General features: G+C 48.1%; 22 protein-coding genes and 1 pseudogene. 9 read left to right on the forward strand and 14 right to left on the reverse strand.

Features of this window, described 5'->3' with window-relative positions; genetic code table 11:
• Window positions 1-48: 48 nt before the first annotated feature.
• Entirely contained in the window at window positions 49-567 is a 519-nt protein-coding gene (locus tag EHO61_RS01365) for a TIGR04452 family lipoprotein (RefSeq protein WP_135811856.1), read from the forward strand.
• Window positions 568-572: 5 nt separating this feature from the next.
• On the opposite strand, the gene EHO61_RS01370 is transcribed toward EHO61_RS01365, so the two are convergent.
• Window positions 573-2285: an O-antigen ligase family protein gene (locus EHO61_RS01370; RefSeq protein WP_167884778.1), complete on the reverse strand. Its 1713-nt coding sequence runs from the start codon at window positions 2283-2285 to the stop codon at window positions 573-575.
• Here EHO61_RS01370 and EHO61_RS17160 point away from each other — a divergent pair.
• On the forward strand, window positions 2284-2424 hold the full coding sequence (locus EHO61_RS17160) for a hypothetical protein (protein ID WP_167884779.1): 141 nt from the start codon (window positions 2284-2286) through the stop codon (window positions 2422-2424). The two genes, EHO61_RS01370 and EHO61_RS17160, sit on opposite strands and share 2 nt — an antisense overlap.
• Before the next feature lie 248 nt (window positions 2425-2672).
• The gene (locus EHO61_RS01375; RefSeq protein WP_135811858.1) at window positions 2673-2984 is read left to right on the forward strand and encodes a hypothetical protein; all 312 of its coding nucleotides are present in this window, start codon (window positions 2673-2675) and stop codon (window positions 2982-2984) included.
• Between the two features lie 29 nt (window positions 2985-3013).
• Here EHO61_RS01375 and EHO61_RS17420 read toward each other — a convergent pair.
• A pseudogene (locus tag EHO61_RS17420) lies at window positions 3014-3190 on the reverse strand (LIC_11321 family protein); the annotation flags it as partial.
• Between the two features lie 294 nt (window positions 3191-3484).
• On the opposite strand from EHO61_RS17420, the gene EHO61_RS01385 reads away from it, so the two are divergent.
• Complete coding sequence (locus EHO61_RS01385; protein WP_425460325.1) at window positions 3485-4480, forward strand: LA_0442/LA_0875 N-terminal domain-containing protein; 996 nt, start codon at window positions 3485-3487, stop codon at window positions 4478-4480.
• 75 nt (window positions 4481-4555) lie between these two features.
• Here EHO61_RS01385 and EHO61_RS01390 read toward each other — a convergent pair whose 3' ends face one another.
• Together EHO61_RS01390 and EHO61_RS01395 are read right to left on the reverse strand one after the other, a co-directional pair.
• Complete coding sequence (locus tag EHO61_RS01390; protein WP_135811860.1) at window positions 4556-5611, reverse strand: class I fructose-bisphosphate aldolase; 1056 nt, start codon at window positions 5609-5611, stop codon at window positions 4556-4558.
• A 98-nt stretch (window positions 5612-5709) separates the two neighbouring features.
• The gene (locus tag EHO61_RS01395) at window positions 5710-7209 is read right to left on the reverse strand and encodes an ATP-binding response regulator (RefSeq protein ID WP_135811861.1); all 1500 of its coding nucleotides are present in this window, start codon (window positions 7207-7209) and stop codon (window positions 5710-5712) included.
• A gap of 292 nt (window positions 7210-7501) precedes the next feature.
• On the opposite strand from EHO61_RS01395, the gene EHO61_RS01400 reads away from it, so the two are divergent.
• Window positions 7502-7942, forward strand: coding sequence for a CBS domain-containing protein (locus EHO61_RS01400; protein ID WP_135811862.1), 441 nt, complete (start codon window positions 7502-7504; stop codon window positions 7940-7942).
• Window positions 7943-8184: 242 nt separating this feature from the next.
• Complete coding sequence (locus EHO61_RS01410; protein WP_135811864.1) at window positions 8185-8694, forward strand: LIC_12238 family plasminogen-binding lipoprotein; 510 nt, start codon at window positions 8185-8187, stop codon at window positions 8692-8694.
• A 5-nt stretch (window positions 8695-8699) separates the two neighbouring features.
• Here EHO61_RS01410 and EHO61_RS01415 read toward each other — a convergent pair whose 3' ends face one another.
• From EHO61_RS01415 to EHO61_RS01450, 8 genes are all read right to left on the reverse strand, one after another.
• On the reverse strand, window positions 8700-10631 hold the full coding sequence (locus tag EHO61_RS01415) for a hypothetical protein (RefSeq protein ID WP_135811865.1): 1932 nt from the start codon (window positions 10629-10631) through the stop codon (window positions 8700-8702).
• Window positions 10628-11092, reverse strand: coding sequence for a chemotaxis protein CheW (locus EHO61_RS01420; RefSeq protein ID WP_135811866.1), 465 nt, complete (start codon window positions 11090-11092; stop codon window positions 10628-10630). The genes EHO61_RS01415 and EHO61_RS01420 overlap by 4 nt, the downstream gene beginning before the upstream one ends.
• A gap of 10 nt (window positions 11093-11102) precedes the next feature.
• Window positions 11103-11837, reverse strand: coding sequence for a hypothetical protein (locus EHO61_RS01425; RefSeq protein WP_135811867.1), 735 nt, complete (start codon window positions 11835-11837; stop codon window positions 11103-11105).
• 291 nt (window positions 11838-12128) lie between these two features.
• Window positions 12129-13190, reverse strand: coding sequence for a mannose-1-phosphate guanylyltransferase (locus EHO61_RS01430; protein WP_135811868.1), 1062 nt, complete (start codon window positions 13188-13190; stop codon window positions 12129-12131).
• Window positions 13191-13192: 2 nt separating this feature from the next.
• Complete coding sequence (locus EHO61_RS01435; protein ID WP_135811869.1) at window positions 13193-14074, reverse strand: hypothetical protein; 882 nt, start codon at window positions 14072-14074, stop codon at window positions 13193-13195.
• Window positions 14075-14326, reverse strand: a complete 252-nt coding sequence (gene hfq / locus EHO61_RS01440) for an RNA chaperone Hfq (protein WP_010411443.1) — start codon at window positions 14324-14326, stop codon at window positions 14075-14077. It abuts the gene before it with no gap.
• Window positions 14327-14340: 14 nt separating this feature from the next.
• Window positions 14341-15237 (reverse strand): tRNA (adenosine(37)-N6)-dimethylallyltransferase MiaA, encoded by an 897-nt coding sequence (miaA, locus tag EHO61_RS01445; RefSeq protein ID WP_167884785.1) that lies wholly within the window; start codon window positions 15235-15237, stop codon window positions 14341-14343.
• Window positions 15237-15683: a TIGR02300 family protein gene (locus tag EHO61_RS01450; RefSeq protein ID WP_135811871.1), complete on the reverse strand. Its 447-nt coding sequence runs from the start codon at window positions 15681-15683 to the stop codon at window positions 15237-15239. The genes miaA and EHO61_RS01450 overlap by 1 nt, the downstream gene beginning before the upstream one ends.
• 111 nt (window positions 15684-15794) lie before the next feature.
• On the opposite strand from EHO61_RS01450, the gene EHO61_RS01455 reads away from it, so the two are divergent.
• Window positions 15795-16550: a pyridoxine 5'-phosphate synthase gene (locus EHO61_RS01455; RefSeq protein WP_135811872.1), complete on the forward strand. Its 756-nt coding sequence runs from the start codon at window positions 15795-15797 to the stop codon at window positions 16548-16550.
• Here the strand turns inward: EHO61_RS01455 and EHO61_RS01460 are convergent.
• Window positions 16501-17424 (reverse strand): hypothetical protein, encoded by a 924-nt coding sequence (locus tag EHO61_RS01460; RefSeq protein ID WP_210415285.1) that lies wholly within the window; start codon window positions 17422-17424, stop codon window positions 16501-16503. The two genes, EHO61_RS01455 and EHO61_RS01460, sit on opposite strands and share 50 nt — an antisense overlap.
• 123 nt (window positions 17425-17547) lie before the next feature.
• On the opposite strand from EHO61_RS01460, the gene EHO61_RS01465 reads away from it, so the two are divergent.
• Both EHO61_RS01465 and nadB read left to right on the forward strand, forming a co-directional pair.
• A complete protein-coding gene (locus EHO61_RS01465) occupies window positions 17548-19368 on the forward strand; it encodes a S41 family peptidase (protein ID WP_135811873.1) in 1821 nt (606 codons plus the stop codon).
• Window positions 19369-19428: 60 nt separating this feature from the next.
• Complete coding sequence (gene nadB, locus EHO61_RS01470; protein WP_135811874.1) at window positions 19429-21030, forward strand: L-aspartate oxidase; 1602 nt, start codon at window positions 19429-19431, stop codon at window positions 21028-21030.
• A gap of 6 nt (window positions 21031-21036) precedes the next feature.
• Here nadB and omp85 read toward each other — a convergent pair whose 3' ends face one another.
• A complete protein-coding gene (gene omp85 / locus EHO61_RS01475) occupies window positions 21037-22560 on the reverse strand; it encodes an Omp85 family outer membrane protein (protein WP_135811875.1) in 1524 nt (507 codons plus the stop codon).
• Between the last annotated feature and the right edge of the window lie 20 nt (window positions 22561-22580).

Below are 22580 nucleotides of genomic sequence, written 5' to 3' on the forward strand. Positions count from 1 at the left end.
GGCTCTTCCCCTGAAAAGGACGCCGAACACCATCGAGGAAAATCGGAGATGAAGAAGTTTTCCGGAACCGTTTTGTATCGCGCCCTTCCAATCTTTTTGTTCCTCCTTTTCCAATGCAACAATCTAGGTTATGCAGGCCCGGGAGGCGTAAAAGGAAGCGACGCGAAGTTAAAGATCAAGGAAGCCGTCAGCGACGAAAACGACCTATTCGTGGCGCAAGTGTATCCTCTCCTGATAAATCCTCCTAGCTGCACGAACTATGGAGGAGCCAGAAGTACCCGCCTCAGCGGATACGATGCTTTGGCGTTTAAGAGCCTACTTGCAAAACTCCAAAACCTCCAAATTTCGGATACGGTCGTGTACACTCAAGCCTCTCTGGACAAATGTACTTCTACTATCCGAAACATAGGAGTGAGCTTGGATATCCAGTTCGCCCAGTCCGTCCAACTATATGCCACATGCAATACCGCTCCCCAACCGATCGATCTAGGTTCCTACGTCATCTACGAATCTTGTCAGCTGGAACAGGTGGGCATTGTCCAGTGGAATAAAACCAAATTTCCTTGAGGAAATCAAAGACCGTTTTTTCGGGAGAATCGTAAGCATAACTTACGAGGTTCCGGGTCGAGAGCCGGACCCCAAAGGCTCTCTTTCCAGGAATACGGAGTCGAAGTCTCGGGCATAGAATCGATACGACAATCCCATTCGAGGATCCCTACGGGGAGCACGATCTCGTGAGTTTCGTCGGATTTTAATTCCAATACGACAGCTTTTTTTTCCGGGATCGTATAACGAAAGATCCTTTTTTTATCCGCCACCTCTTGTCGAAAACCGAGATCGCTTCCTAGTAAAATCCGTCCGGGATTTTCGATTTTCAGGCTCCCCTCCCCTTCCAAAATATAGGATTCCCCGATCCGATCCGGAGGAAAAAACGTACCGAAACGGGAGAGAGGCTTTCCGAAAAAAGGAAGAGCCGAAACGATCAGGAGGAATATTACGGGAATATAAACTCTCGGACCGACGGATTCCGCTCTTCTCTTACCGTTTAAGGATAATAGAAGAATCCAAAATAGGATCTGTGTCGATCTCAAAAAAAACCATTCCTGAAACCAGGAGTATACGAAAATTCCGAGCGCGGCCGAGACCAAAATCCGATGCGATCCTCCTTTTTTCTTCGTCGCAAAATAGATCCCTCGATAGATAGCGCCTCCCCATAGAAACAGATACAGAAAAAGACCCGATACCCCCGTCCCCACCGCGATTTGTAGGATTTGATTGTGGGTCGAATGCAACCTCGTACCTACGCCCTCCTCCTTCAATACCTGTTCGTTGGCCCATCCGTAAGACTCCATCCCCCAACCGAAAACCGGCGATTCTTCGAACAGGAGCAGTCCGGCGGAAAAAAGTTCCTTTCGCTCTTCTCCGAAACCGGGCAAAATCTCCGTCTTTGCAAATACCAACGGAAACATGACGGATAGAGAGATCGCCGTAAGGACCGTAAAAACCGCGAATTCCTTACCGAATCGGAATCCCTTTCGATACGCGAAAAGCCGGAGGAGCATAAAAAACAAACCTCCGACGAACAGGGAGAAAAAAGGGCCCCTTGCGCCCACGAGAACGAAAATCGTAAAGAAAACCGGAACCGGGAGTAGAAGAAATTTCCGAAGATTCAAGCTCCGTTTTTTAACGAAAGAACGGATGGCCAGAAAAACGAACGGCGAACAGGCCACCAGATACATCCCGAACCAACTTCTATTCCAAAACAGGGACTGGATGCTATGTGACTTGAAATCGGACAAAAAAGGGATAAGCCGATGAGGCGAATCCCGATCCACATATCCACCCAACCAAATATGATAAAAATCTAAAATAGAGGATATTTTCGGGGAAAGAAATTCGCCGATTCCCAGTACGACCGAAATCGCAAATCCCGTAGTTACGCCTGCGATCGCGGTCTTTCCGATCCGTGAAGCGGGTTTATTTTCCGTCGCACCTATGCAAAGAAACAGTATTACGGAAACGAATGTGGAAAAAACGATCTTAAACGGAAAAAAAGGTTCAAGCTCTCCGGACCGAAAGAAAAAATAAGGAGAAAGACGATAATGTTCCCAATCTTTCCAAATCCCGAGCTGCCAGAACGTTCCCAAGACTCCGGTGAAAATCAATCCGAGACAGGCCAAGCCCGTCCGACTTTTCAAAAAGATCAGAACACGAGTATCTGCCCGCTTGTTTCTGAAAAAAGCCCCCAGGATCCAAACGACCGATAAAAAATCGAAAATCTCCATGAACCTACCTCCGGGATGGTTTCCGAAAAGAGGTAAGGAAGCGAAGAGTAGAAAGAGCGCGAATCTAGACCGAAAAAACGATATGAGAATCCAAGCGATTCCGAGACAAACCGTCGGAATGCGAAAAGAAGGAGGATAATAGGGCAAAAAAGAGATTAAACCCCCAAAAGGGAGCATAGATAGAAAAAGAAAACGGAATCTCGCACCTTCGCCCGAAAGCCGGGATAGCAAACGTAAAACCGCCATGTTACGAATAGAATTCATACAAGGTGACACAATCGGACCTTTTCGTTTTACAAAGATTCCTTTTTTGTTCTACTCTCCGAAAAAGGCTTTCGTTTTTTAGTTTCCCGAATCAAGGAACTACGGAAATTTTGGTAAGAAACCATGGCTTCTTCCGTGATTCAATTTCCAGAGACGAATATATATCCGGATCAAAACCGGTTTCGGATCGTCTTTACGCGAAATGTTTGTTCTGTCGAAACGGAAGAGATCGGATTGATCCTCGGAAAAATCCAGGATGTGAATCCCAAGTCGGTCGAGTTGAATCTGGAAAGCGTAGTCGCAATCCCGTCCCTCATTTTGAACAGAATCCTGAAATTACTGGCGGAACTCAAATCCAAAGGTATCCCCGTAGAAATTAAAACGAGCGAAGGACTGAGAGCCGTTTTAAACCGACTGAAAATTTCCCTACAATAAAAGCGTTCCCTTTGGACTCTGTGCAAAGGTTAGTCCCAGAGCGATTGAAAGCAAATCGGGGAATCCTTTAGATAACTATGGTATCCGGGCTTTTTCACACACTCCTCTTCGGTTGAAGGAAAATAATCGAACCCTCCCCCCTGGTATCGGATACGGCAACATCCTTTTTGCGGCTTTTTACTTTCCGAGTCTTTTTGCTTGGATTCTTTGTTTGCGGAGGAGGAATCGTCCACTACTAGGATCCGACTCGAACGGCTTCCCGGAAAATACGGATCCATAAACGAGAAAGCATCTTGCAACGGCAATAAGGCGGAAACAACTCCGATCAAAACGGTAGAAACCTTTCGCCAAAAACGCATAACTATCATGGTTCCCTTTCCGGTTTCTCCCGCAAATCAAAAAAGAGAACCTTTCCGTTTCATCCTTTCTTTTTTCACTTGACGTCTTAAGAATAAGAGATCCAAAAGAATGGTTCTCCGTTATCAGGTCGGTCTTTCATGCTGAAATTCAATATTCATAGTTCGGTAAATAATTTATTTTTATTACTACTTCTACTGTCCCCGCTCCACATCGGAAATCTATGGGCGGAAACGATTCTATATAAGAACGGGGATAGAATCTACGGAACGGTAATCGATCAGTCGACGGACAAAGTCATCGTCCTGAAGGACGATAAGAAGCAGTCGATTCCCAAAAGCCTTATCTTGAAAATAATATTCAAGGATGTGAAGGACGAGACGGAAATAAACAGGATCGTAGAAGCGGAAAAGAAAAAATTGAACAAGGAAGGCAAGAAGACGGAAAAAGAGGAGCAGCTCGACACGATCCTACTCGAACAGATGATCAAGGAAAACAGTTATAAGATCGTCCAAAAACGGCTGGCCTTGGTCGAAAAATACCTCGAAGAACAGGACGCCAGTTGGGAGGAATACATCACCGCGAAACGCAGTCCCTGGGATCCCGTCTGGAGAGCGGCAATACTACCTGGATGGGGATTAAGCCACATGAGGCAGAACGGCTACGCCCGGACCTACCAAACTTTTTTTGTCCTCTCTCTATTGGCTTACGTAGGTCTGGATCGGGCCGCCCACGACCGTTCCGATAAATATAAGGAAAAGACTAACGACCTGATATTTAAGGATCCTTTAATATACTCCCAGGTAAATGCCGCGTTACCTGCCGCAACCGCCCAACTGTTCATACAACAGGATCAGATTTCTAAGCTGGAAAGTCTGAATTCCCTCAAGAACCAGGAACACAGATATTCCGCCGACGGAAATGCCGCTTTAGGAATCACTGTTTGGATCTATGCGCTACAATTGGCTCACAGTTATTTTACCGGCCGCAACTGGGCAAAACACAACGTCATAGAAACCCCTTCCGGAGAGTCCTCTTCCGCAGGATTCAATTTCAAAAATACGTACGGCCCGATCGCCGCCGGGGGCGCTGCCATGCGCGAGTATAGATCGGAAGTCAGATACGTGACCCTATTCTAAATCGGAACCCTCTTTAAAGAAGGCCGGACAGCGAACGGACACTAAAAAATAACCGTTCGCAATCCTTCGGAGGAGTTAAGCGATCGTGACTTCTTTGGACAGATATACGTCTTGAATGGCGTTCAAAAGCGCGACTCCGTCCTTCATCGGTTTTTGAAAGGCCTTGCGTCCTGAAATCAAACCCATGCCCCCCGCTCTTTTATTGATCACTGCGGCTTTTACCGCGTCTCCCAGGTCGTTCGAACCGGAAGGTCCGCCGGAGTTGATCAGTCCGATCTTACCCATGTAACAGTTTGCTACCTGGTATCTTGCCATATCGATCGGATGCTCGGAACTCAGATCCGTGTACATCTTGTCGTCTTTCTTCCCGAATTTCAGATCCTTGAATCCGCCTGCATTGGTTTCCGGAAGTTTTTGTTTGACGATATCCGCTTGGATCGTGGCCGCCAGGTGATTGGCCTGTCCGGTCAAGTCCGTCGCGATATGATAATCGGTTTTGTCCGTCTTAAAGGAATCGTTCCGTAGATACGCCCACAAAATCGTCACCAAACCGAGTTCGTGCGCACGATGAAAGGCTTCCGAAATCTCCTGGATTTGACGGGAACTTTCGTCGGAACCGAAATAAATCGTAGCGCCTACGGCCGCAGCGCCCATGTCGAAGGCCTGCTCCACATTCGCGAATAAGATCTGATCGAACTTATTCGGAAAAGAAAGGAGTTCGTTGTGGTTGATCTTTACTACGAACGGAATTTTGTGCGCGTATTTTCTGGAAACCAATCCCAGTACGCCTAAAGTGGAAGCCACCGCATTGCAGCCGCCTTCGATCGCGAGTTTCACTATGTTTTCCGGATCGAAGTAAGCGGGATTCTTGGCGAAAGAAGCGCCTGCGCTATGTTCGATTCCTTGGTCTACCGGAAGAATGGACAGATAACCCGTACCTGCCAAGCGACCTGTATTGTAAACGGACTGCAAATTACGCAGAACCGAATTATTCCTGTCGGTTTTGGAAAAAATATCGTCAACATAGGAGGCACTCGGAATGGTGAGAGACTCCTTGGAAATCGTCTTAGATACGTGATTCAATAGGAAATCCGCCTCTCCGCCGAGCGCGCTCTTGATTTTGTCTAACATTCCTGTTGCTACCTTAATGGATTTGGATCTTGGTGCCCAGTTTTTTGGAAAAGCCGAAAATTTCCATCGCTTTTCCTTCCTAAGAATTCGGACGGAATCTAACGGCAGGGAACGGGCAAACGAACGATGAAGTCCGTTCCGGAAGAGGATTTCCGGATCAATAATCTTCCGCGATTGGATTGAATGATTCCATAGCACACGGACAGGCCCATACCCACCCGGGTATCGTCCGACTGTATGATTTCGAAAGGCTGAAAGGCGTTATCAGGATCGATCTCCAATGAGGAGGAACCGGATACCCGAATTTCAAGAATGGAATCCTCCGTTTTCTCCTCCTTATCCCGAGGACGGAATTTAGCGGAAAGCCGGATCCCTCCCTGCGCGGCCATCGCAGCCACATAATAATAAAGTAAATAATAAAGAACTTCTTTAATCTGACTCTGTTTCAGGTAGAGTTCGGGCAACTCTTTGGAAATATCCTTATTAAGTTCCAGATTCTTGGACTGGAGAAGGGCGGAAATCATTCCTTCCACGGTCGAGACGATCTCTTCGAACCGCACCCACGTAGCCTCTTCGTTATCCGACTTGGAAAAAAGAATCAGGTTCCGAACGATTCCGGAAATTCTCTCTCCCTGTTCTATGATCACTCTCGCATAGTTACGGATGTCGGCCTCGACGTTCTTATGGTTACGAATAATGTTTCCGTAATTGATGATCCCCATAAGCGGATTATTGACCTCGTGTGCGATACCCGCCGCCAACTTTTGGATCGAATCCAACCTCATCTCCGACTGGATCACTTTTTCCATTTCGGAAATTCGCTGCTCCGAGACCGTCAAAAGGGAAAGTTCCGAAAACGTGATAATGCTCCCGATAATGCCGCCTTTTTCGTCTCTAATGGGAGAGACTCGGAATCCTACCCGAACTTTTTTACCGTCGAGACGGACCAGTACCGCCGGAATATAACGGAGATTATTTCCCCAATCCGAGTAATCCTCTTCGGATTCGCCGAATTGGGTTTGGATAAAAGAAAGCACTTGATCCCCGTACTGTCCCATCGCGTCCTCCAATTTCCAGCCGGTCAATTCCTCGGCGGCATGATTCAGGAAGATCACTTTGCCGTCCTCGTCCAAGGAAACGGCTCCCTCCGAAATGCTTTGTATTACGTTGCGATATTCGTTTCCGCTTTCCTTTACCTGTCCGAAGCGCTTCTGCTGCCGTAAAGCGATCTCGATGGACGATTTAAGTTGGTGATTCTGAAACGGTTTCGTAATGTATGCGTATGTGGACGCCGAATCCATAGCGCGCATAAAAGTGGAATCGTCCGTGTACGCCGTCATGAATACGATCGGAACATCCTTGATTCTCTGGATGGTTTGCGCGGTTTGGATTCCGTCCATATCCCCTTCGATCGAAATATCCATCAATACCAGGTCCGGATCCGTCTCCTTAAAAAGTGCCTGCGCGTCCTGTCCGTTCGCGGCCACTCCTGCGATGCGATAACCTAAATTTTGGAGGGTTTTTTGGAGGTTGAAGGAAAGCAGCCATTCGTCCTCTACGATGAGTATATTCGGTTGCTCGGAAGAAGTTGAGCTCATAAGTCGTTTATCAATGATTGCTTAGCCCCAAGGGACGGAGACTTCTTCCTCTCTTCGATATCCTTCCACGTTAGAGGGAATTGGGAAATCCTTTTTTTCCTTCTTCCGTTTTTCGCTTCGACATATTTTAGGATTTTGCGAAAAGTAGACTCTGATTCTGACCTATTTTTCGAAAAATTCCTTCAAATTCCCTTAGATTCGCCTTTCACTTTCTTTTCCCGCTCGTTTAGAATCGATAAAAAATCCTTGAATCCGAATCTCTACGGAAATACACTTTAGACCAGAGGTTACCATGCTAGTTAAGGAAATCTTGGAAAAGAAGGACCGAAAGATTCTTTCCGTGGAACCCCAAACTACCGTTTGGGAAGCGGTTCGCTTCATGACCAAGTACGATATCGGGTCGGTCATCGTCCTAAACGATGGGAAACTCGCCGGTATTTTCACTGAACGCGATCTACTTCATTTCTCCTCTACCGATCGGGAAAAAGTATTCGATAAGACCGTCGGCGAGGTGATGTCTACCCAATTGACTACCATGACTCCCGGCGATCAAGTGGACGACGTACTGGCAATCATGTTAAAAAAAAGGATCCGCCACATGCCGATTTTCGACGGCAATCGCTTGGTGGGAATCGTTTCCATCGGAGACGCGGTGAAGGCAAAAATCGCCAAAACCGAAGAAGAAAACAAAAACCTCAAACGCTATATCTATAGCGAGTCCGGCTTTATCTGACAAAGATTTTCGAAATCGGATTGCCGGATTCCGATTCGCGCAAAGAATGATTTCAGGATGAAATTCCTACTCTTTTTACTTTTAGGGTACCTGCTTTTTCGTACCTTGCGTAACTTTTTTTTCCACGAAAAGCATCCCCGTTTTACCGTTGTTTTTAAGGACTTTTCTCAAACTTCTTCCGGAGGAGAAAAGGACATTTCCGATCGGGCCAAAATCCTGAACTCGAACGATTCGGAAAAGAGATGAAAAGAAATCTTTTCCCTCTCCTGACCGTCCTTCTTTTATCTCTCCTTTCCGGAACCTGTCTCGGAATGAAAGGCGAATTCGGATGGGCTCTGCTGGACGAGGACCAATTGGATTTTCTGGAAAAGAAAATGACTCACGTCAGCGAATTCACTTTAACCCGCGAAAAGCTTGTCTTTCCCGGAGACAAGACTCTGGTTTTTATCTACAAATTCTCCAGACTTCCCGACCCCGAAGCTCCCACCTATGTCAGCCTGAGCAGATTCCAATTGGGATTCAACGAAATCGAAGTGAGTAGAAAACGTCCCGATCTGTCGACTTCCACCATACGCGGAAGTTTCCGAGATTTGCCGGAAGGAAAATACCTCCTCAAGGTATCGTACGACGAAGAGGTGATCGACAGCGTGGAATTCCGGGTCGTGTCTCCCAAAGGCGGACAAGAAGAGGACGAGGAAGCCGGGACCGACTCCGACGATATCAAAAAGTATTCCAAGACTAGAAGCGAATAGAACGATCAGGGCGAATCGCCGGTCAACGGATCCCGAGGGTAAGGGTCCCTCAGAATTCCGTCTTCCAGAATCCTGTTGATCCTCTCTATGTTTTTTAGAGCCAGATTGATTTCCGTCTGGTTCCCCACTTTCAGAATCTCTTCGTTGTATTTTTTGGCGGATCGAAAATCCTTTTCGTATTCGAAGAGTACGGACGCTCTTTGCATCGCTTTCGGCCCGGGAGAAGTGTCCAGCTTGGTCCGAACCACGTCCATTCTCTCTTTGGCCTCCTCCAACTCCAGGTTTTTTAACCTGTACTGGGCCATGTCCTGATCGTTGGTTTTTTCCAGTAGTCCCTTCTTGAGGGACAATAACTCCTTCTTTCCTTCCGAGTATTTGTTCTCTTCCTTTTGTAGATTTTCCCTGAGTTTATCGTAGGAAGCCACCGCTTTGAGGAGTTCCGACTTTTCCAGTTCGGGTTTCTTTTCGAAGCGGAATAATTTCGAAATTCCTAGATGTGCGAGGACTTCCATCCGGAACCTTTCCTGTGAATCCGGAAAGGACAGTTCGGATTCCGTGGCTTGCTGCTTCTCCCTTTCCTGCAACCAAAGGGAATAGTATTCGTTCGCCTTCTCCAAATTTCCGATGCGATTCTCGAAAAAGGAACCGAGCTCGAAGGAATACAGGGATTTCCGCTTCGGGTCCGGCTCCGTTTTATAGTATTTTTCGTAATAATCCGAGGCGGGAACGTACTGCTTCAATTCCGTGTATAAGGAAGCGACTTCTCTGTAGACGGACGAGATTTCCGCATCCGATCGATTCTCTTTTAAAGCCAGTGTGAGAAACTTGAGATAGAAATCCAGAGACTTGGCCTTCTTACCTGCGGAACGTAATTCTTTTGCCAACTCCAGCACTATGTCCGAATATTCGGGATCCAAACGAAACGCAAGTTCTAGAAGCCCGGCATAACCGAAAAAGTCCGTATTCCTTTTGTAGTCGAAGAGTACGAATATCCCCTGGCCACTGACCGAGGTTTTGTTCACCACCTTCAACCTTTCCTTGTTTTCGTTCTCCGCTTCCCTGACCCGCTTGGCGAGATCGAAAACCGCTTGAGCGTCTTCCCTAGATTTCTTTTTAAAAAAAGGATAATAGCTTTTTTCGAAAGATTCTTTGTATGCGAGATCCGCTCGTTTCAGATTTTCCTCCGTTTGTCTCACACTCTGCTTGGCGGAAGCGAGATCGGCGGAAGAAGCCTTCCGCTTCTGTCCGTTTTCTTCGAAAATCAATTCCGTTCCGCGCACACTCGCGGCTTCCAGCGCATGGACACGATCCTTGGCGCGGCTCCACTCCTTACCCGCCGTTTCCAATTCCTTCTTAAGTCGACCGTGCCCTTTTGCCCTTTCGATTTCGTCGGAATCGTAGAGCTCCTGGATTCTAGTCTCCCTGGAAAACGCTTCTTCCGTATGGGAAAAATCCCGGTATCTCAAAGCGGTGATCCCTTCTTCCAATGCCTTGAAGTTCTGTTTTTTCTTGGAGTATTCTTTTCCGAGAAGGGAATGCAATTCGAATAGGATCGGAGAATCCCGTAAGACGGAACCGTCGGTGATATGCCCGACCATCTTCAAAATCAACAAGCGGAGGGAGTTTCTGTCCGTTTTTTCGGTAAAGATCTTTCCGAGTCTACGTTCTTCTTCCGTACGCTTTGGATCCACAAACTGCGCGTAGTACGGATCCAAAAGATTTCGGATGAGGGAAATCGTGTCGGCTCCTTCTACTTGTGTAGATAACGTTTGTTTTAATTTTGCGACTTCCGCGGGTGGAATGGCCTGGTACGGAAGTTTGTAGATTCCTGCAGGATCCAATCTCTGGTCCTGCTCGTCCGCCAGGAACCGGTCGCCCGCCCCTATTCCGAAAAAGAATACGAGGAGAGCGCCCGTTTTCAGGCGTGATCGATTCATTTTGCCGCCGTGCCCAGCTCCGAAAGTTCTTCCGAACCTAGAATCTTTTCTATATCGATTAGAATGATGAATCGATCGTCTTTTTTACCGACTCCGGTAATGTAACGGGAAGAGATCCCTTTTACGGAAGGAGGAGGAGGATTAATCGTGTCCGGAGGAAAGAGAGCTACGTTTGCCACCTTGTCCACGATGATCCCGACGGACTCTCCTCCGATTTTGACTACGATCGCACGATCATACTCCGCTTCATGAATTCTAGGGATGTTCAATTTGATCGTCAAGTCGACCATCTTGACCACTTTGCCGCGAATATCCATGATCCCGGCAAAGTAGTTCTTGGAACGAGGAACCCTAACGAGATTGTGAATCTTAATGATCTCGTCGACCAAGGTGATCGGAATCGCGTATTCCTCTTCCCCCAGGTTGAATAGAATGTATTGGTGTTCGATTTCGGCGGACATTCCCCCTCCTTTAGAAACGGGTGTATCCGTAATAATAGAAATACGACCCGGCTCCCAAGAATAAACTCACCTTGAAGAACAACGGATCGCGTTTCCTCAGTATCCAGTCCAATCCGCCAAAAAGCAAACCGAAAACCGCAAGGGAAAAACCAAGCAGGTAAAAATCCAGATACGCATACCAAATCCCGAATGCTGCGCTTAATCCGACGATCAAATCCTGCAAATCCCCCCAAATACGCCGCCGAACCCGTCGCCAAAAAGGTTCGGACGGAGTCCTTTCGCCGAAGATTCTTTCCCAAAAAACCGGCCCCTTACGGATTCCGAAGACATGATCATATCTGGTGGAAACTTCCCAAGGTTTTGCTTCCTTTCTGTCCGGCAATCCGAGAGGTTCCGTGGAAACGCCGTAGGCGCCCCCGACCACCTGGAGAGCGTCACGGTCCGGCAGCGAAGAAATCAGATCCCGAAACGGAGCAAACCTGGAATACAAAGGGTAGGAACGCCCTGTGCTCAAATCCGTCTCTTTTAGTATGGATCCGTCCCTGATGGTAGAGACGTAAATTTTACCGTTTTCTCCGGCCACTTCGAGGGTGAGCCGGATCTTTCGATCATGATAATGAAAGTCCGCCTGGAGGATATCTCCGTCAGGCGTTTTCGCTTGGTAGGATTTCGTATATCCTTTGGCGGGGGGGAATTCCGGTTTCCACCAGCGACGTAAAACGGAATAATCCTGGAACGCGGTCATACAACGTTCCTATCGGTACATTCGGAAAATTGCTTTAGGTCGGTTCGGATCCGTTTTAGGTTCGGGAGGAAATCCGCTGGGAAAATGAGGTGGGCAGCGAGACCGGGGTTCGTTTAACGAAGGAAACCCGGTCGTCATCAGTCCGGACGAGAATCCGGACTATTTGCCTTTCTTCTTGTGACGGTTAAGTCTTCTCTTTTTCTTCCTTTTATGAGTCGCGATTTTTCTTCGCTTTCTTTTTTTACCGGAAGGCATTCGGTTCTCCTATGGGGTTCCTTCCCTGTCAGAAAATTACTCGGTGTACTTTTGTAAACCTTTATTTTTACGGATCTCGGCGACCATCGATTTGATGTCTCCGACTCCTTGCTTGGAAGAGATGAACAACACGTCGTCTTCTTCCACCACGATCAGATCGTTGACTCCTAGGATTGCTGTGAATTCCTTTTTAGTCTGAGTAACGTTTCCGGAAGATTTATAAAAAAGAATTTCCCTACCGATATGTCGGTTTCCTTGCGAATCCCCGGGAAGAACCCTCTCCAAGGAAAGCCAGGAACCTACGTCATCCCAAGCAAAACCGGCCTCGACCATTCTGATCCTAGAACTTCTTTCCATAATCGCGATATCCACGGGATCGGAAGGAAGTAACCGGAACGCCTCCCCCAGCTCTCCCGCCTTCTTAAACGGAAATCTGTCCTGCAACGGTTTAAGGATCTTAGGGGAATAGGAAGCGAATTCCTCCAGAATCAGACTGGTACGCCAAAGAAAGATTCCAGGATTCCAATAGAAATTGGATTTCTTAATGTACTTCATCGCCGTCTTTACGTCCGGCTTTTCGAAGAAGGACTTCACTTCAAATCCGTTCTTAGTCGGCTTTCCCGCCGCTATATATCCGTACCCTACCTCCGGACGATTCGGCTTGATGCCTAAGAGAACCAGGTGCTCTTTCGTTTCTGTCAGGGCCTTTTGTATCGTCTTCGTGAATTCCTTATCGGAGCTGATCCAGGCGTCGGCGGAAAGGACGACCTGTATCGGATCTCCGAACATCTCGCGAAAATAAAGAGAGGCCAAGGCGATGATCGGCGCGGTATTTTTACCTTCTGGTTCGATGATGAAATTCTTTTCGGGGAAATTCCTCTCTTGAGCAAGAATGGCTTTTTTCAGAGTAGCGTTCGTGCCGATAAAGATCCGATCCGGACTCGTGATGTTCAAGGCCCGGTTTAGGGTTTCTTTTAATAACGTGTTTTTTGAATATACTTTCTGAAGCTGCTTCGGCGTCGAGATCCTGGAGCGAGGCCAAAACCTCTCCCCTTTTCCCCCCGCCATAATCAATACTACGGGTTTTTCTTGGCTCATCTCTACTCCACTTCTTTGGGTTTTCGAGCGTTTTGTTGTTTCTTTTTCCCCAAAGCCTTCGGATCCCCTAAAATGGATTCCGTAGGAAGGAGGATTACTTCGACCTTATCTCCGAGGCTCTCGTACAGGACAAACTCTTTCATTTCGGGATTCTTTTTTAAAAAATCCCTGTATGCTTCCCAGCGATTCTTGGCGGCAGACAATTTTGCCTCCTCCTGAACCAGAAACAATTCCGCCTTTTTGAGGGATTCCAGCTTCTCCTGCTTTTTAGCCAAAAGGTAATTCGGATTTCGGAATAAATTATTAATTACGATCGGATCGGGGACTCTCAATTCCAATATCCGTACGGACTCCAGTGTCAACCAAGGAAAGGAATTCGCGATCCCGGGCCAGGAATCCTTTCTGAAAAAGGCGGAAAGGCCCTCTTTGGTCAGATTCGGGTTCTTTTCGTCCTCGATTCTCGCTCTGAGCTGGGACAGAAAGATTCCTGCCAAAAATTTCCGTCTCGCCGACTCCGCCTTGCCTCCGGAAGAGAACCATTTTTTAGAATGTTCTCCCTCCAGGGAAAAATTGACCTCGAATCTGGCCAGGATACTTCCTTCCTCGGAGTCCTTGGGAAACAATCCGGAAGCCAGATCATATTCTATCCGAACTTCTTGGGACAGACCCCGAAGATCCTCTCTGGAAACCGAATGGTCCCAAAATAGAAATACCCTAGGCTCATAAGCGAACCCGGGCCCTCGAATGAAGGAAAGAAGTCGCGAATCGGAGGACCAGGTTACCAAGGACTCTCCTTCTCCCAGCACATACAGCGGATAGGCGAGACAAAACGCGCCCGCTAAAACGAGGAGAAGGAAAAAGATCCTACCGAACCATCGAATCATTTAGGCGGAAGGAGTTTCCTTCGCGGCTTCCTCTGTATACAGTTTGATCACTTTCGAAGGAATGATGGTGGAAATCGCGTGCTTGTAAACTAAACTCTGCTTGTTTTCCTGTTCCAGGATGATCGTGAAATTATCGAAACTTACGACCTTGCCCTTTAACGGAACTCCGTTCAAAAGATAAATGGTAAGCTCTAACTTTTCCTTTCTCGCGGTATTTAAAAGTTGGTCCTGGATATTATTTTTCGCAGACATAGGTTTTATCCGTTTTATATATTTTGTATATTTTCGTACGCTTGGGTCGGGTTCACCGGAATCAAAAAGGATCTCTTTCGAAACCAGGTGATCTGTCGCTTCGCATAATTCCTATGGGATTGGCTTAGATCCCCGAAGAATGTCTCAAGATTGGACTTTCCTTTAATATTTTCAAGCGCGAAATTATAACCTAATGAGGAGAGACCCGGGCAATCTTCCCCGTACCGCTCCGCAACCGAGCCGGCTTCTTCCGCCAAGCCCTCCGAAATCATTTTTCTCGCCCTCTCGTCGATTCTTTCATACAGTTCTCTGCGATCCAAATCCAAAAAATAGCCCGCTAAAATATTCAAATTTCTAGTTATTAGGGCGCCGCTACCTTCCTCTACTTTCAATTCGGACCATCTGACTCCCATTAGATTCACTTCGAGTGCCCTGCCGTAACGATATTCGTCGTTGGGAGAAATTTTTTCGAAAGCGATCGGATCCATTTCCCGGAGAAGAGCGATTTTCTCCTCCAGGTTCATTCTTTCCACCCGGTCTCTTACCTCCGGCGTCACCTTGGGAACGGGATACATTCCGAATAAAAACGCATTCAAATAGAATCCGGTTCCCGCAGTCAAAACGGGAATTTTTCCCCGGGACAAGATTGCATCCAAAGCGTTTTCGGCGAGTGCGGAATATTTTGCCGCATCCACGGATTCCGACGGGGGAATTATTTCCACTAAATGGTGTCGGATGCGATTTCGGTCTTCGGGAGACGGGGCGGCCGTTCCGATCGGGAGTTCTTGGTAGATTTGCCTGGAATCAAAGGAAAGAATCTCGAATCTGGCGGGATCCAGTTCCCTCACCAGAGCGGTTTTGCCTGCTCCTGTAGGAGCCGCGAGTATGACGATAGGAGAAGCGGTACGAATTATTCCTCCTCCTCTTCTTCGTCCTCCTCTTCTTCCAGAGGTTCTTCCACAATGGTTTCTTCGTCCTCGAAGCCCACTTCCGCATCTTCCTCGGCGATATTATCTTCCAGGAATTCCTCTTCTTCGATCCTAGGACGGGCCGAGCGACTCTTGACTACCGGCTTCTTGTTTTGGTCTGCACCGCATTTCGGGCAAAGCTTTTCTTCCTTATTCAAATCGTAAAATTTCGTCCCGCAAGTATGGCAGGTGAACTTTTTACCCAACGGACTTAAGGCATTTTTACTCCCCGCGAATTTTCTGAGAGAGGAAGAACCGGCAACAGGCTTAGCGGAAACTACGATTTCCTTTTTTTTCGCTACGGCCTTCTTTTTAGGGGCCGTTTTTTTGACCGGAATTTTCTTTTTCGGAGCCGGTTTTTTCTTAGCCGTTTTCTTAGCGGTTGCCATTGGAATTGACCATCCTGGAATACCGAAAACCGGATTCAAGCACAAAACCTGCTGGAAATCTACTTTCCGAATTCCCGTCGAATTTTCAATATAGGACGCGAAAGTAAGCAAATGATCCATCTTAGCGTGAACATAAATAAAATCGCGACCTTACGTAATTCCCGGGGGGGAAATCACCCTGACCTGCTCCATTTCGCAAAATTGGTATTGGGAGCGGGCGCTCACGGAATCACCGTCCACCCCAGGGAAGATGAGCGACATATTCGAAAATCCGATGTTTTTGCGCTGAAGAATTTTCTACAGGAATACGACGTTTCCGGAAATACTAAAGTAGAATATAATATAGAAGGAGAGCCCTCTCCCCGATTTTTGGATCTCGTCCTGGAAGCCGGTCCGGACCAGGTGACGTTAGTTCCCGTTACCCCCGGGGAAATCACGTCCGACCACGGATTCAATCTCAAAACGGAGGGGGAATCCCTTTCGCCCTATATAAAAGCCTTTCGGAAAGCCGGTATCCGCGTTTCCCTCTTCGTGGAAACGGATCTAGAAAATCTAAAGTACGTTCAATCTACGGAAGCGCATCGCGTGGAATTCTATACAGGACCTTACGCGGAAGCCTACGACTCCTCTCCCGAAAAGGGAAAAAAAAGCTTCGAACTCTACAAAGTAGCGGCGGAGTCCCTTGTCGGAAAAGGGATCGGCATCAATGCGGGACACGACTTGGACCAATTCAATCTGTCCGTTTTTTCCAAACTACCCGGATTGCAGGAAGTCTCCATCGGACATAGGCTGATTTCCTATGCGCTGGAGGTTGGAATCAAGGATTCGATCCGGGCTTATCTGAAAGCTCTTTCGCCAAATCCTTAAAACGAACATAGGCGGAGTCTTCGGACAGGAGTAAAAAGGCGGCTTTCTTTAGTTGGAGAGCCAACTGTTTGGAGGTCTGACCATCCTTGGAAAGATCTTCCAGACTTTTCCGAAACGCGGACAGATGCTTTTTGGCACCCGGAAGATCCTTAGCAGATACGGAAATCCGAAATTCCTTCCAAGACCGTGTCACCGGATTTTCCGACGGTGTCTTGGGATTTCTCCCGAACTCTCCGGATAGATCCCAGACTTTCCGGTACGGATGGTTTTTTTCCAGGGTTTTATAATATTCTAACGAAGGTTTAAGGGAATTCGGTTTTGCCGTCGCAAGGACTGAGGAGTCGATTCCGCATTCCTGAAATATTCCGTGGGACAAAGTCTCCTTGGAAATCTCTCCGGAAGAAACCAAGGGGGAAATCCAGCCGGACGCCTCGGCTTTTTTCCCCTCTTTACAGGCTTGGATGGCTTTTTTGAGCGCCTGCTCCCCCTCGTCCAATCTATCGTTTTCCGAAGCCGGCTTGAAATCCGAAAGGGAATTCTGAAAAACAGATTCCGCGTACAAAGGATCCTTCGGATCCGACGTTTTTGCCCTTTGGGAGTATTCGGCCGCGAGTTCCTTCTCCCCCATCGATTGGTACAGCACCGAAAGATTGTAGCAAGCCAAACCTCTATCCGGGCGAAGGGACCTACAAGCGGATCTTAAAAGTTTTAAGGATTGCGCTCTCTCTTCCTCCGTTCCGTAAAAATCCAGAATGGCCTGTTCCTGGATCAGTTCGGCTCCGAAGCGGCCTCCTCCGGGAACGGATACGGACGAGCAACCGAGGGTTCCCAAAAACAGGAAAAATAAGTTCAGAAAAACGAGAAACAAGGTCATTTGCTTTTGTCGATTTTATTTCTCCCGGAAACGAAGGGAACGCCTTTTCGGGGGAATGGATTGACAGACCCTTTACGAGGTGGAAAATGATCGAAAACAACTCGACCGGCAAGAGGAACCGAATTGAAAAGCCTGAGATCCCTCTCTTTCTCCTTTGTCTCCGTCGTACTTTGTACGAGCATCTTTTTTTGCGAGCCTTCCTCGGGACATACCAAGACCACCGCGGATTTTACTCTCAAGGATTTCGACAGTGTGGTCAAGACTGTTGATCGGAACTACATCGATAAAAACATCGATAAAAACCGCGCCTACAAGGATGCGGCCGTCTTTGCCCTTTTTTCCCTTCCTCATCCTTTGTATATGTATCCCGAAAGTTATTTCAAAGACAGGGAAAAATACGAGGAACCCGACGATATTTTTCCGGGAAAGACGTTCAAGCTCTCCGCCGAAGATAAGTTTCTATTACTCGATCCTGATTACAAGGAAGTGGAAAAAATCAGGGATCGAAAACTGAAGGAAGAAGCGAACAAACCCAAATTGTCGGGAGAAGAAATCATCAAATTGGTGGAAAGGGAGAAGGTCCGCAAAGCGGTACTTTCCGCAAAATGGGAACAGACCAACTTCTCCAAAAAGGACTTCGATCGGGTTCTCGCTTTTGTGGAAAAGAATCTGCAAAATTATACCACTTCTCCCCTAAAAGATCCGTTCGGTTCTGAGGAAAATAAGGACAAGGAACCGTTTTCCATCAAGGACGTATATCTCGCCGCTGCGAACGGATACCTTTCCTCATTGGATCCTCATAGCCAAGTGTTTCTGAAGGCCGTTTGGGAAGAATCCATGGCCAAGATAGAGGACGGAAGTTTCGAAGGAATCGGGGCCATCCTGAGCGGAGGCGGAAACAAGGAAGTAGTAGTGGAGAACCCGCTGGAAGGAAGACCGGCAGTCAACGCCGGAGTGCGCGCCGGCGACGTTATCCTTGCTGTGGATGGAAAGTCAGTCAAAGGAATGATCTTGGACAAAGTCGTGGAACGCATCAAAGGAAAGAAAGGATCCAAAGTCAGCCTGACGATCCGTCGAAAAGGCGTTGCCGGAACCTTGAATATAGACGTGGTTCGTGATACCATCGAAATCAAAAATATCGCGAGCAAGCTCCTCGACGGCCATGCGTACATCGGTTATATCAAATTGACCGGATTCGTAAAATCGGATCCTTCCGTAGATAAGGAGTTTGTGCAACACTTCCGGGAATTGGAAAAACAGGCGCAAGCTAAGGGCACGAAATTAAAAGCGCTCGTACTCGATCTTAGAAATAACCCGGGCGGATATCTGGACTTGGCGATAGATCTGGCGGACATGTTCATTACGAACGGATTAATCGTTTCCGTTAAGAGTCCGAACCGCAGCCCGGAAGATTCGAATGCCAGAAACCGGGACTTGACGGATCTTCCCGTAGCCGTATTAATCAACGCGAAATCCGCATCCGCATCCGAAATCGTAGCTTCCGCATTGAAGCACCACGGTAGAGGGTTGATTTTGGGAGAACGCTCTTTCGGTAAAGCTACGGTTCAAAAACTGCAGGAACTTCCCGGAAACGGAGCTTACTATATCAAACTAACCCAATCTAGATACTATTCCCCTTCCGGAAACACCATACAAGTCGTAGGCGTAAAACCGGATGTGGAAGTTTCCGGAGAAGAAGACGGTAGCTTTCCTTTCCACTACAGGGAAGAAAACATGTGGAACCATTTGCCTGAGCTTCCTTCCGCAGCGGAGGAGAAAAGCCATTTCGACGTAAAGAAATTGGATACTTGGGTGAAAGCGAACGGAAAAGCGGACAAATTCATCCAGGAACACAAGAACGATCCGATCAAACCGGATTACCAGTTGATCCGCTCCATCGATTACGTGGAAGCTCTCATCAATACGGGCGCCAAACGCAAATAAACAGAGTCGAAAAGCCCGCGATCTCCTGATCGATCGCGGGCATTTCCGGGGACTTACATCATGCCAAGAATTCGGACCGACTTTCTGATCATCGGGAGCGGCATTACCGGACTTTTCCAAGCCTTAAAGCTGGTTCCTTACGGCGACGTAACCATCATCACCAAAAAATCGGATTACGAATCCAACACGAACTACGCGCAAGGGGGCATTGCGTCCGTATTCGCAGAAGGAGATAAGTTCGAGGATCATGTACGCGATACTTTGGAATCGGGAGCGGGACTCTGCGATCCGGAAGCCGTAAGGATCTTGGTCCAGGAAGGTCCGGCTCTCGTAAAGGAACTTCTCGAATACGGGGTTCCGTTCAACCTGGATTCCCAGGGAGCGTTCGACCTACATCGGGAAGGGGGTCACGGCACGAATCGGATCGTTCACGCGCACGACAGGACAGGACGGGAAATCGAAAAGACTCTGCTTGAAATCGTAAAAAGAAATCCGAATATTAAAATATTAGAATATCATACTCTTGTAGATTTAATCACTCCGCACCATCTAAAAAGAAAAGGGCTGATCTGCTTCGGCGCCTACGTGCTGTCCAATCATACGGGGGAGGTGGTTCCTATCCTGGCAAAGAGAACCGTGCTCGCAAGCGGCGGAGCGGGACAAGTGTATTCCCACACGACGAACCCTAAGATCGCTACCGGGGACGGAGTGGCCTGCGCGTACCGTGCCGGTGCCGTGATTAAGAATATGGAATTTTATCAATTCCATCCGACTTCCCTCTATCACGAAAAAGGGGAATCCTTTTTGATCTCGGAAGCGGTCCGAGGCAAAGGAGCGGTATTGCTCAGCATGGACGGAGAACCGTTCATGAAAAAATACCACCCGATGGCCGACCTCGCCACCAGGGATATCGTCGCGCGCGCGATCGACGCGGAAATGAAGCGTTCGGGAGCCTCGCACGTTTGGCTGGACATTTCTCACAAACCCGCGGACGAGATCAAGGCGGCCTTCCCTTCCATTTACGAAAAATGCCTGGAACTCGGGATCGACATCACCTTGCAGCCGATTCCCGTAGTGCCCGCAGCGCATTTTATGTGCGGAGGCGTGGCGACGGACCTCCAGGGAAAAACGAATATTTCCAATCTTTATGCGGCGGGAGAAGTAGCCTGCACGGGCGTGCATGGAGGCAACCGCCTCGCTTCCAACAGCCTTCTGGAATGTTTGGTCTTTTCCAATCGGATCGCCTTGGATGTAAAATATAACCCTCCCGAATTCCTGCCGGAGCACGACCAAATCCCTCCGTGGAATAAGGAAGGCCTGGTCAATACCGAGGAATGGGTATTGATTTCCCACGATTTAGTGGAGATCAAAAATACGATGTCGAACTACGTGGGAATAGTGCGTTCCGATCTTCGCTTGGAACGCGCGTTGCGACGGATGGACCTCATCTTTTCCGAAGTGAGAGACTACTACAAACGCACGATCATAACCGCGCCTCTGCTGGAACTCAGAAATCTCGTTTTAGTCGGAGAACTCATTATCCGTGCGGCCCTTTCCAGAAAGGAGAGCAGAGGGCTTCACTATTCCACGGATTATCCGGAAAACAGGGCGCCCTCCAGACATGATACGGTATTGGTGAACGATAACGTCCTCAGAGGATGACGGTCCCTAAAATACGTGGCTGAAATTTACGAATAACTGTTCGTCTTCTCGCGATTTCGCATAATCGATCATGATAATCGTCGCTTGGTTCCAAGCGATCCGAAGCCCTAATCCCCTGGAATACTTATAACCTTGGGTTCCGACCTTATGCTCGTCGTCCCAAACCCGCCCAAAATCGAAAAACGGAACGATATTGAACGCGAAATATTCCCCGCCCACGGAAGCTTCCGCGAATTTCCATCGTACTTCCAGGTTTCCCCATCCCATCGCTCTTCCGACGAACCGATCCTGCTTGTATCCCCTGAGCGTACGCAACCCTCCTAATCCGCCTATGACGCCCTCGGTTCCCCAAAGGTTTCTATATTCGAAAAACGGAGTATTCCCGTCCGTCAACCCCATACCGAATCGGCTCGCTAAGACCAACTTGTCGAAAACTTTCGGAAAAGGACTATAAAAGAATTTACCCTGAGTAAAGAATTTCTGGAAATCGAAATCGGAGCCGATGGCCTTGCTGGACTTTTCGTACGTTCCTTCGACAAACATCCCGCTGTTCGGGTCCGGTTCGAAGTCGCGGGTATCGTACACGAGTCCGATCCGGACCGAGTTCACATATCCTCCCCCGTATCCTAGGATTTTTCCCGCCTGCTGGTCCTGGGTCAGTCTGGTCGTCCCGTTCGGAACCTTGGCGCCGGTTTTGAACGGATCTCCGCCCAAAACCGGATCATGACCTTGCACGAATTTTCCGTCGAAGGTATGGACGATATTATTCGAGGCCTTGATCCCTGCGACCAATCTCACCGTTCCGCCTACGTATGATCTCTCCGTGCTTAGATTGATCATCGGAGTCTGGATTTCATACCGATTGTACATCCGGTCCGTAACCACGAACCCGGGTTGGCTAGGAATACCGGTATAGGTGTTACCGTTGTAGCGCACCGGATCCTGCGGTCCTCCGGGACGCCAATAATCCAAATTGTCCGCCTGGTTTTGGTAGGTCGTATTTGTGTATAAGCTGCCGCCCGGTTGGTTTCTATCCCGATAACTCAGGTTTTTCATGGAATCTTCCCCGATTCCGAAATACAAGGTGGTAGGCGTGATGGTCATAAAGGCGTCAGCCCTCAGCCTCCATTGCGTATTAGCGATGAACGGCATATCCAGACTAAGCTGATGGTACTGCGCGTTTTTATTCGTGTCGAAATACTGGGCAAAGAAACGCAGCCGGTAGGGAGTATAATCGAATAACGGATCCGTTTTTTTGCCGTTGTTGTAAGCGTAGGCTCGGACTCCGTATCCGATCCCTTCGTTCGGATCCGAATTGATAAGCGGCAATCCTGTCGGATACCAGCCCTCCTTTTTTTGATCCAGATCCTTTTTGCAAAGCTGCTTGGTAGGATCCATGGGAAAAGGAAGGTTCGTCCTAGGAGCGGATTTTTCGCAACCCCCGGAGGGAGGAGGGGCTTCGGAGCGGATCGATTCGGCAGTAAATGCGAATATTAGAATATAAAGAAATTGGATCCTACCAATTTTCATGGCTACAAGCCGCTTGCGAG

It is taken from the genome of Leptospira fluminis (assembly GCF_004771275.1).
Lineage (GTDB): Bacteria > Spirochaetota > Leptospiria > Leptospirales > Leptospiraceae > Leptospira_B > Leptospira_B fluminis.

Bases quoted from the DNA above. Each gene is read 5' to 3' on its own strand.
- EHO61_RS01395 (WP_135811861.1), bottom strand. From the start codon at position 7,209: ATGAGCTCAACTTCTTCCGAGCAACCGAATATACTCATCGTAGAGGAC.
- EHO61_RS01460 (WP_210415285.1), bottom strand. From the start codon at position 17,424: ATGACCTTGTTTCTCGTTTTTCTGAACTTATTTTTCCTGTTTTTGGGA.
- hfq (WP_010411443.1), bottom strand. From the start codon at position 14,326: ATGTCTGCGAAAAATAATATCCAGGACCAACTTTTAAATACCGCGAGA.
- EHO61_RS01375 (WP_135811858.1), top strand. From the start codon at position 2,673: ATGGCTTCTTCCGTGATTCAATTTCCAGAGACGAATATATATCCGGAT.
- EHO61_RS01365 (WP_135811856.1), top strand. From the start codon at position 49: ATGAAGAAGTTTTCCGGAACCGTTTTGTATCGCGCCCTTCCAATCTTT.
- omp85 (WP_135811875.1), bottom strand. From the start codon at position 22,560: ATGAAAATTGGTAGGATCCAATTTCTTTATATTCTAATATTCGCATTT.
- EHO61_RS01430 (WP_135811868.1), bottom strand. From the start codon at position 13,190: ATGAGCCAAGAAAAACCCGTAGTATTGATTATGGCGGGGGGAAAAGGG.
- EHO61_RS01425 (WP_135811867.1), bottom strand. From the start codon at position 11,837: ATGACCGCGTTCCAGGATTATTCCGTTTTACGTCGCTGGTGGAAACCG.
- EHO61_RS17160 (WP_167884779.1), top strand. From the start codon at position 2,284: ATGAACCTACCTCCGGGATGGTTTCCGAAAAGAGGTAAGGAAGCGAAG.
- EHO61_RS01420 (WP_135811866.1), bottom strand. From the start codon at position 11,092: ATGTCCGCCGAAATCGAACACCAATACATTCTATTCAACCTGGGGGAA.
- EHO61_RS01435 (WP_135811869.1), bottom strand. From the start codon at position 14,074: ATGATTCGATGGTTCGGTAGGATCTTTTTCCTTCTCCTCGTTTTAGCG.
- EHO61_RS01400 (WP_135811862.1), top strand. From the start codon at position 7,502: ATGCTAGTTAAGGAAATCTTGGAAAAGAAGGACCGAAAGATTCTTTCC.
- EHO61_RS01370 (WP_167884778.1), bottom strand. From the start codon at position 2,285: ATGGAGATTTTCGATTTTTTATCGGTCGTTTGGATCCTGGGGGCTTTT.
- nadB (WP_135811874.1), top strand. From the start codon at position 19,429: ATGCCAAGAATTCGGACCGACTTTCTGATCATCGGGAGCGGCATTACC.
- EHO61_RS01455 (WP_135811872.1), top strand. From the start codon at position 15,795: ATGATCCATCTTAGCGTGAACATAAATAAAATCGCGACCTTACGTAAT.
- EHO61_RS01415 (WP_135811865.1), bottom strand. From the start codon at position 10,631: ATGAATCGATCACGCCTGAAAACGGGCGCTCTCCTCGTATTCTTTTTC.
- EHO61_RS01410 (WP_135811864.1), top strand. From the start codon at position 8,185: ATGAAAAGAAATCTTTTCCCTCTCCTGACCGTCCTTCTTTTATCTCTC.
- EHO61_RS01450 (WP_135811871.1), bottom strand. From the start codon at position 15,683: ATGGCAACCGCTAAGAAAACGGCTAAGAAAAAACCGGCTCCGAAAAAG.
- EHO61_RS01390 (WP_135811860.1), bottom strand. From the start codon at position 5,611: ATGTTAGACAAAATCAAGAGCGCGCTCGGCGGAGAGGCGGATTTCCTA.